The sequence below is a fragment of the uncultured Mobiluncus sp. genome (assembly GCF_947254095.1).
Classification (GTDB): domain Bacteria; phylum Actinomycetota; class Actinomycetes; order Actinomycetales; family Actinomycetaceae; genus Mobiluncus.
In genome coordinates, this window is sequence record NZ_CAMYBV010000031.1 from 1 (window position 1) to 8,017 (window position 8,017).

6 protein-coding genes and 1 tRNA gene are annotated in these 8,017 nt (G+C 60.0%); 1 reads left to right on the forward strand and 6 read right to left on the reverse strand.

What is annotated here, in order from left to right; genetic code table 11:
• Positions 1–36: 36 nt before the first annotated feature.
• The 6 genes from Q0X47_RS08085 to lepB all read right to left on the reverse strand — a co-directional run bounded on the left by Q0X47_RS08085 (position 37) and on the right by lepB (position 7,554).
• Positions 37–121, reverse strand: a tRNA-Tyr gene (locus Q0X47_RS08085).
• 364 nt (positions 122–485) lie between these two features.
• A complete protein-coding gene (locus Q0X47_RS08090; RefSeq protein ID WP_297724841.1) occupies positions 486–1,655 on the reverse strand; it encodes a UDP-N-acetylmuramate dehydrogenase in 1,170 nt (389 codons plus the stop codon).
• Between the two features lie 54 nt (positions 1,656–1,709).
• Entirely contained in the window at positions 1,710–4,424 is a 2,715-nt protein-coding gene (locus Q0X47_RS08095; RefSeq protein ID WP_297724844.1) for a translation initiation factor 2, read from the reverse strand.
• Positions 4,425–4,596: 172 nt separating this feature from the next.
• Complete coding sequence (locus tag Q0X47_RS08100; protein ID WP_297724847.1) at positions 4,597–5,640, reverse strand: adenosine deaminase; 1,044 nt, start codon at positions 5,638–5,640, stop codon at positions 4,597–4,599.
• Positions 5,641–5,706: 66 nt separating this feature from the next.
• On the reverse strand, positions 5,707–6,558 hold the full coding sequence (htpX, locus tag Q0X47_RS08105; RefSeq protein ID WP_297724852.1) for a zinc metalloprotease HtpX: 852 nt from the start codon (positions 6,556–6,558) through the stop codon (positions 5,707–5,709).
• Positions 6,559–6,627: 69 nt separating this feature from the next.
• Positions 6,628–7,554: a signal peptidase I gene (lepB, locus tag Q0X47_RS08110; protein WP_297724855.1), complete on the reverse strand. Its 927-nt coding sequence runs from the start codon at positions 7,552–7,554 to the stop codon at positions 6,628–6,630.
• Between the two features lie 114 nt (positions 7,555–7,668).
• Between lepB and Q0X47_RS08115 the strand changes: the two genes are divergently transcribed.
• A partial coding sequence (locus Q0X47_RS08115) for an SDR family NAD(P)-dependent oxidoreductase (RefSeq protein ID WP_297724858.1) occupies positions 7,669–8,017 on the forward strand: 349 nt, incomplete at its 3' end.

Below are 8,017 nucleotides of genomic sequence, written 5' to 3' on the forward strand. Positions count from 1 at the left end.
ATTTCTGTGCCGTAAAAATAACCCAGAATAAAGTGGTGGTGGCGGGTAAGGGATTCGAACCCCTGAAGCATTGCGCAGCTGATTTACAGTCAGTCCCCTTTGGCCACTCGGGAAACCCGCCATACGCCGAAAGCGCCCAACTAGACTACCAGATGCGCCGCTATTTTCGCAAACATCTGTTTAGAGCGGAGTTTTGTGGTTTATAAGGTGGGATTTGGGCGGTAGCTGCCATTATTGGCAGCTACCGCCCAAATCCCCCGGTTTATTGACAACCCTGACAGGTACACCCGGAATCTGGCTGGCTTTGAAAACCGCTGAGGCATTTGCATGAACGACCGATTTCGAGTTGGAATCCGCAGTCACGCCCATCGCTCCGTTTATAAAACTGCTGGTGGACGCATTTTCAAGTCGGCAGAGTGGCGCTCGGAGGCGTTGAAATCGGTCATTCGTTCCGGACACTGCGAATCTGGGCGATTGGCAAAGCGCTACAAAATCACCGGCTCGGGCACCAGGGTAATTCCATAAGCCCCCTGCACCGCGGCGATAATATGGCTGGCCAAAGCCTTAATGTCCGCGGCCGTGGCGTTACCGCGGTTCGTCAGCGCCAGGACGTGTTTTGTCGAGACTCCCGCGCCCGCGTTCGGCAGGGCAAATCCTTTCGTGATACCGGAGTGCTCGATGAGCCAGGCGGCAGACAGTTTCACGCCCACCTCTCCGGCACGGCCCGGCAGCGCCGTCTCCCAGCGGGGAGCGTCCTTGGGCAACTCCAAAGCCGCGGCCGCCTCGACCGGCAGTATCGGATTGGTAAAGAACGACCCTACTGACCAGGTGTCATGGTCGGTTGGGTCCAAAACCATGCCTTTGGAACGCCGCAGCTCCAGCACTGCCGCACGAATCTGGGCCGCCGGTACGACCGTGTCCATCGGTACTTCGAGCGCCCTGGCCAACTGGGCGTATCTGACCGGGGTGCCCCCACCGCGCTGCACCGCAAAATCGACTTCCAGCACAATCCACCGCCCGGTGGCGGGGTTTGTCCCGGGGCGTGCCGGCGCAAACCGCGACCGCCCCGAATCTGCCTCAAGCTGCAGTCGAGACTGTTTTAGCAGGGAATCCCGGTAGCCAAACTGGAGCTCGGCCGCGTTCAAATACACCAGCTGGCACTCCTGGCGGTCCCACGCCGTGACTCCCAGCAGGCAGTCCGCGACCTCCCCGCCGTAGGCCCCGATATTTTGCACGGGCGCCGCTCCGACCACGCCGGGGATTCCACTCAGCGCCTCCAGCCCGGAAAACCCTTGCGTCACGCAAAACTCCACCAGCCGGTCCCAAGCGAGCCCCCCGGACACGCTGAGAAATACGCACGAGGGCGTGGCGGCGGCAAGCTGCTGGGCTTCCGCCACGACCGCCTCGCCAGCGCGCAATTTCCCAAACTCCTGCAGGGTCAACACCCGCGTGTCCTCGCGGCCGTCGCGGATCACCAATCCGGGAAACTCGCCGTCCACAGGTACCAGGTTCGACCCTCCGCCCAGGAACAGCAGCGGCTCCCCGGCCGCGTCAGCCTGGGCAATCACCTGAATCAGCTCGTCTCGCCGCGTCCCCACCAAAAATCGGCGCGCTTCACCCCCCACGCGCAAAGTACACAAATCGGCCAATCGCACTGATTACGTCTCCTTTATACCCAAACGCTGCCCCTTTGGCTCGGGCTGCGCCCCCTAGGGCAGCTCTTCGATTTCGGCTTCGTCCTCAACGAATTCTTCGTACTGTCTCGGGGCAGGCCGCGGTTTGGCAAAGGTCGGTGGGTACACAGCCCGAGGGTCGATGGCCTCGTCGGCAGTTTCCGCGTTCGCCGGGGCATAAGGTTGGGTCGGACGGGGAACATTCGATCCGGCGGGGTTCACAAGGCCGGGATTTTGGGGGAATCTCGGGTCGCTTTGCGCAACCGGTTGACCGGGGTTGACCGGCACGCCCGGAACCTGCGGGCCAGGCTGACCAAAGTTTGCTTGCGGGCTTGGAACCTGCGGGCCAGGCTGTCCCAAGTTGACCAGCGGATGCAGGGAGGGCGCCACAGGAGCGCCCACAGTGGGATAGCCTTCCATCGTTCGTACCACAAAGGGATATCCCGCAACAGTCTGTTGTTCCGGCGCGGCGGGATTTACTGGATTCACGTGATTCGCGGGATTGTTTGGCACCGGCGTGCCAGCCCCTGCTGGCGCTCCTGGAACGGCCATACCCGGCCCCAGTGGCGCATCTCCCGGCGCCGGCACGCTTGGTCCCGTCGGCGCCCCCGACACACCCGGTGTACTTCCTGGCACACCCGGTCCCGCGGGCCCGCTAAAACCAGGGGCCTGGGGTCCGCCGGACTGACCGGGTAACGCCGCGTTCTGGGGTCCGCCACCCGGCCAGCTATTCGCGGGATTCACCTCACCGACGCCGATTCCCCCCGGTGGAAACGGTTCACCAGGAGCGGGGAATGCCCCACCCTGCGGACCTGCCCCCGGAGCAGCCCCGGGCGACGCCTCAGGAGCCCCCGCAGGGTTCACCGGAGCCTCACCGGAGGCATTGCTGGTGCCGCCCGCATCCAAGTAACCGTAAGGCTGTGGACTGGGAATGGCCGGCATACCGTAGGGCCAACCCCACGTGTTCCCGTAAGCCCCAGCCGCGTTGGGATCCATCTGCCAATATCCCGCGTTGTAGCCGTAGGGGTCATAGCCATATCCGCCGTAGGGGTCGGCATACCCATCCGCGTACAAATCCGCATAAGGATTCGACGTCCCGTAGCCGTAACCGTTCGCATAAGGCTGGGCGTAAGGGTCGGTTCCAAAATCTTCATAAGGGTTGGCGTAACCGCCATAGGGGTTCCCGTAGGGGTTGGCGTAACCGTAAGGGTCGTAGGCATAGGGGTCGAAGCCGAAAGTCTTGATGGCCAGTTCCTGCATTTCCTTTTGCTTTTCCCAAGCCTTTTCCTGGCGCTCCATCTCGTCTTTTTCTTTATAGAACTCGCCCCATTCCTGCAAAGTTTGGGAGTCCAAGCCAACCGCGGTGTCGTTGACGGACTGACCCAACAGATGCGCCAAGCTCGAATCCAGAGGTTCGCCGTCCTCGGTCTGTCCTTCGGGTAGTTGAACAGGATCCCCGTGCTCACCGTCCTGAGCCAATGCGCCATCAGGGTTGATTGGAATCAAGTTGGATGCCACGCCCTCGTTCAAGGCGACACGGTGTTCCACCAGTTCTCGTACGGCTTCGCGAATCTCTGCTAGACCTTTGCGTTCCTCCGGGTTCAGCCCGACCCCCGCTCGTGCCGCCACCTTCGACATATATGTGAAGGCCTGGGCGACTTCTTCCGGAGAGGAGCCAGAACCGGGCGCGGTCAGCAGGTCTTTCCGGGGACTGTCCAACACGGACATAATGTAATTTTTTCGTGGCTGGGGAATCGACCCCTTTATGAGTTCGTCCTCGTTGTAGTCCAACATATTCCGGAAATTTTCCAAGGTGAACAGATTCGGGTCGCGTTTTTCGCTCATAACATTGCTTCTGAGTTCCTTCATCAGGCGCCGAGACGGATCCAACTTGCGCATAAACCACCAGGTCGGGATGCAGGCGATACCGAGTGAGGTGATAGATACCACCCAGCTCAGTACCAAAGAAACAGCCGAGATGGCAAACGGTCCGCTCTCGTATTGCAGCTGAGCCAGGAACTGCAGACACCGTGACACTCCCGCACCCAAAATGAACGTGGCGAACTTTTGCACATTGTTCAGGTCTTCGCGCCGCAGCGCCATATCCACCGCCAGGGGCACCCCCGGAATGGGGTTACGCCACGAAATCCGGTACTGGATGTACACCGACATAGTCAGGAAGATTATGCCTTCTATCAGGTAATATCCCGTCGCGGCGATAATTTCTTCCCCAGGAATCGAGGCATTGGGTTTTTCGAACACGACTCCGCCGACAACCATCATGATTTCGGTCGCCATCCAGATGAGGATATACACAATCCAGGCCCGAACCCGAAAACGCGGACTGATGACCCAGTTGCGGTTCGGCACCCAGTTCAAAGGCCGGGGAAACCACACGTGAACCATCAACAGGTAAGGCAGCTGGAAAGCGACCCCGACCACCAGCACCAACATAGTATTCATCGAGTTGAACGCATTTTGCGTCAAAAAACCAGAGTTATACAAGCTGATGAGGGCAGCCGGGCTGAGCATCACAGCAATGAGAGCGAAAGACAGGGCGACGCGGTAGGTCCAGCCAATCTGGAGCAAAGCTCGCCGGTAGTGCATCGGTATGGCTTTGGGGACCTGGAGCCGAAACGGAACCATAATGATAAAAATCGCCAGCATAATCGGCAGCGGCCCGTACTTGGTAAAAATCTGAAATGCCCACGCCACCCCGTTGGAAGGGAAGGTTAGCCATTCATCGAACACTTTGACGCCTTCCCGCTGGTGAATCCAAATGCTGCCCACCGGGCAGATTGCTGAAAGTTTGCCGGCAACAGGCTTTCGGCCGTTTCCGTGGCAGCCTTCACAGGATTAGCTAGAGGCACACAGCAAAACTCGTCGCCATCCCGGAAAGCAACTATCATCAGATTTTACCCGTTTAATTCCCAGGATTGGAACTCTTGAGCCACAAATCGATTTGCTCCAGCAGTTTTGTCTTGGTTGGCGCACTGGCCAGCGAGGCCCGGACAGAGCCTGCAGCCAGTTCGGCCAGCTCCCGGTCGGTAAACCCGGCGATCTGACGAGCAAATTCATACTGGTCCAACAGCCGAGACCGGAACAGCAGCGGATCGTCCGCACCCAGCGCGACCATAGCGCCGGCCTCAGTCAAGGTGCGCAAGGGAACTTCGGCGAGTGTGGGATACACCCCTAGGGACACGTTCGAGGCGGGACAGACTTCCAGAGCAATACCGTGGTCCACCAGCGACTTCAGCAGGTCGGGTTGTTCCGCTGCCCGGACCCCGTGGCCCAGACGGGCGGGATGCAGGTGGCGCACCACCTGGGCAATATGTTCCGGGCCGCGCAGTTCTCCGCCGTGGGGAAAACTGGCGAGCCCCGCCCTCGCGGCGATGCGAAACGCCGGTTCAAAGTCAGGGGTGGAACCCGCACGTTCATCGTTGGACAGCCCGAATCCGATGACTTCCCCCGGCTGATCCCCGGCATAGCGGGCGGCTAAGCGCGCCAAAGTCCGGGCATCCATCGGGTTGCGGGTGCGAGATGCCGCCACAATGACCCCGATTTCCACTCCGGTTGCCGCGGTGGAAACTTTCGCTTCGTCCAGGATGATTTCCAGGGCGGGAGTCAGCCCGCCCACCCAGGGGGCATAAGACGTGGGGTCGACTTGTATCTCTAACCGCCCCGAACCTTCCGCCGCGTCATCCTCGGCCGCCTCCCGCACAATGCGACGCATCACCGTTTCAGAACGCACCAGGGCTCGTGCCAAGTCATAAGAACGTTGAAAACGGAACCAGCCCCGCTCATCAGCCGGGACATGCAAGGGGTCGCCCTCCCCCATAAAGCGGGGCAGACGCTGCTGGGTTTCCCGAGCCAAGTCCAGCAGGGTTTGGGGACGCATCGCCCCGGTGAAGTGCAGGTGCAAGTGTGCTTTGGGCAAAGTCCGCAAATCCCGCTTCAGTTCAGTCACGGTAACTAATCTAGGGGTTTTTCGCGCCGGAAAAAACTCTGCCCTAAAGTTGGCAGCGTTTCGGGACTAATAGCCTGCCATTTCTTCCAGACGCTTTATCCTCTGATCCATCGGGGGGTGGGTCGAGAACAGGTTACGCGCCCTAAACGGGTGGGCAATCATCATGGCGGACACGGTTTGACGCTGCGGAGTGGGCGCCAACGGGGCGCGAGACACCCCGGTTTCCAGTTTCTTCAGCGCCGACGCCAGCGCCAACGGGTCATTAGCCAAGCGAGCCCCGTCCTCGTCCGCATCAAACTCGCGGGTCCGAGAAATACTCAACTGAATCAAAGAGGCCGCGATAGGCGCCCCCAAGGCGAGCAACAACGTGGCAATAACGCCGCCGCCTTCACGGTCGCGCCCACCAAAGAACAGGGCGAACTGGGCTATAGACGTGATGACCCCGGCCAAACCAGCCGCCACCGAAGACGTGAGAATATCTCGGTTGTACACGTGCATGAGTTCGTGACCCAGCACGGCTCGCAGTTCGCGCGGCTCCAGAATGTCCAGAATGCCCTGGGTGACACACACCGCCGCATGCTGCGGGTTGCGTCCGGTCGCGAACGCGTTGGGGGTTTGGGTCGGGGCAATGTACAAGGCCGGCATGGGCTGGTCAGCTTGCTGGCACAAGCCCTGCACCATCGAATACAGTTCGGGGGCCTGCTGGGGGGTGAGCGGCTGGGCGTTCATGGCGCGCAAAGCGATTTTGTCCGAGTTCCAATAGCCCACCGCGGTTTGAATCAAGGCTATGGCTCCGAACACGACAATCCACGTACGGTTTCCGGTGCCGCCCGCCAACAGGGCGCCAATCGCTAGCAGTACCATCCACAGCACTCCCAACAGAGCTGCGGTCTTCAAGCCGTTAAAATGTTTATTCACGCTTTGATTGTAACGATAAGTGGGCTAAATCTCGCCGGGAAGTCTCCGCCTACGGTACGAATTTTCGCGTTATTTGCCGTTTTTCGGGCCCTCCGGGGAGGCTCCGTGCGAGGTGGCCCCGGGCGAGACAGCCTCGGTGGCCGGCGGCAAAGTCGGGGGTTGCTGGTCAGTCGGCGGCTGATTATCCGGCGGCTGGCTAATGGGCGGCTGGGCCGTTTTCGTCGCGCGGGGTAGCTGATTGAGGCCCGGGTTGGAAAAAGTCTTAATCCGGCTCACCGGGAAATAGCGCAGCATGACACGGCCGACAATCTGTTTCTCGTCCACAAAACCGTGGTTGTTGTCGTCTTGGTGGTAGCGGGAATCCCCGGAATTATCACGGTTGTCCCCCATCACCCAGTACTTGCCGGCGGGCACGGTCACGTCAAAAGGCACCGGTATCGTGTTTGCGCCCTTTTTCAGGTAAGGTTCGGCCACGGCCTTGCCGTTGATCTCAATCTTGTTTTGCACTGTGCAGCAGGTCACGTGGTCCCCGCTGACCCCGACGACGCGTTTGACCAGGTATCCTCCGGGGTATTCGGGTTTCAGCTGCAGCACTCGCAGTCCCTTATCGAGGGCCTGCCCGAAAGCAGTTGCGGCGAAACCGGTAGGGTTGTCGTTCTTAAACTCGTCGGGCAGCCAGTTGTGGCGATCCTCGAACACCACGATGTCGCCGCGTTCAATGGGCTGAAAGTTCTTCATCTTCGAAACAAAAATCCGGTCGCCCTTCATCAAGGTGTTTTCCATCGACTCGGAAGGAATCACGAAAAACTGAAAAATAAACGCCTTGGCCAGCGCCATTATGACGACGGCGACGACCACCCCCACGACCAGGTCCGTCCACCACGGCGAGTTCTTAGTCCTCTTGCGGTGAGTGTGCGACCGCGAGTCCTCGGGGGTTGCCGCGGCGAGCTCGGCGGGTTGCCCAGCGTCCTCGGTCGGCTGCGTCTTTTTTCTCACGCCCTCAATCCTACCGTTTGGCCCACGCCGATTGCGCCTCAGGAATAGAATTTGGTCTAATCCGGGGTCTATGTCAGCCCTCGGTTGAGAAAACTTTGCAGGAAGGCGGACAAGATGTTGTTTTTCAAACCTTACAAGGCTCCGGTAAAGGGCGCCGTGGTGTTGATTACCGGGGCGGGGTCGGGGATTGGCCGGCTGATGGCGGTGGAAGCGGCTCGGCGCGGAGCCAGAGCCGTTATTGTGTGGGATTTGAATGCCGAGGGTGGGGCGGAAACTGCCGGTTTAGCTGAAGCGGCCGCTACGGCGCCGCGGTTCCGTTCCGGGGCGTTCACGGTGGACGTCACCGATGCCGAGACTGTGCACGAAGCCGCCGCACAGACCTTGAGCGAGTACGGCAGGGTCGATATTCTCATCAACAATGCCGGTATCGTCACCGGTAAACCTGTGTTGGAAACGACCGACC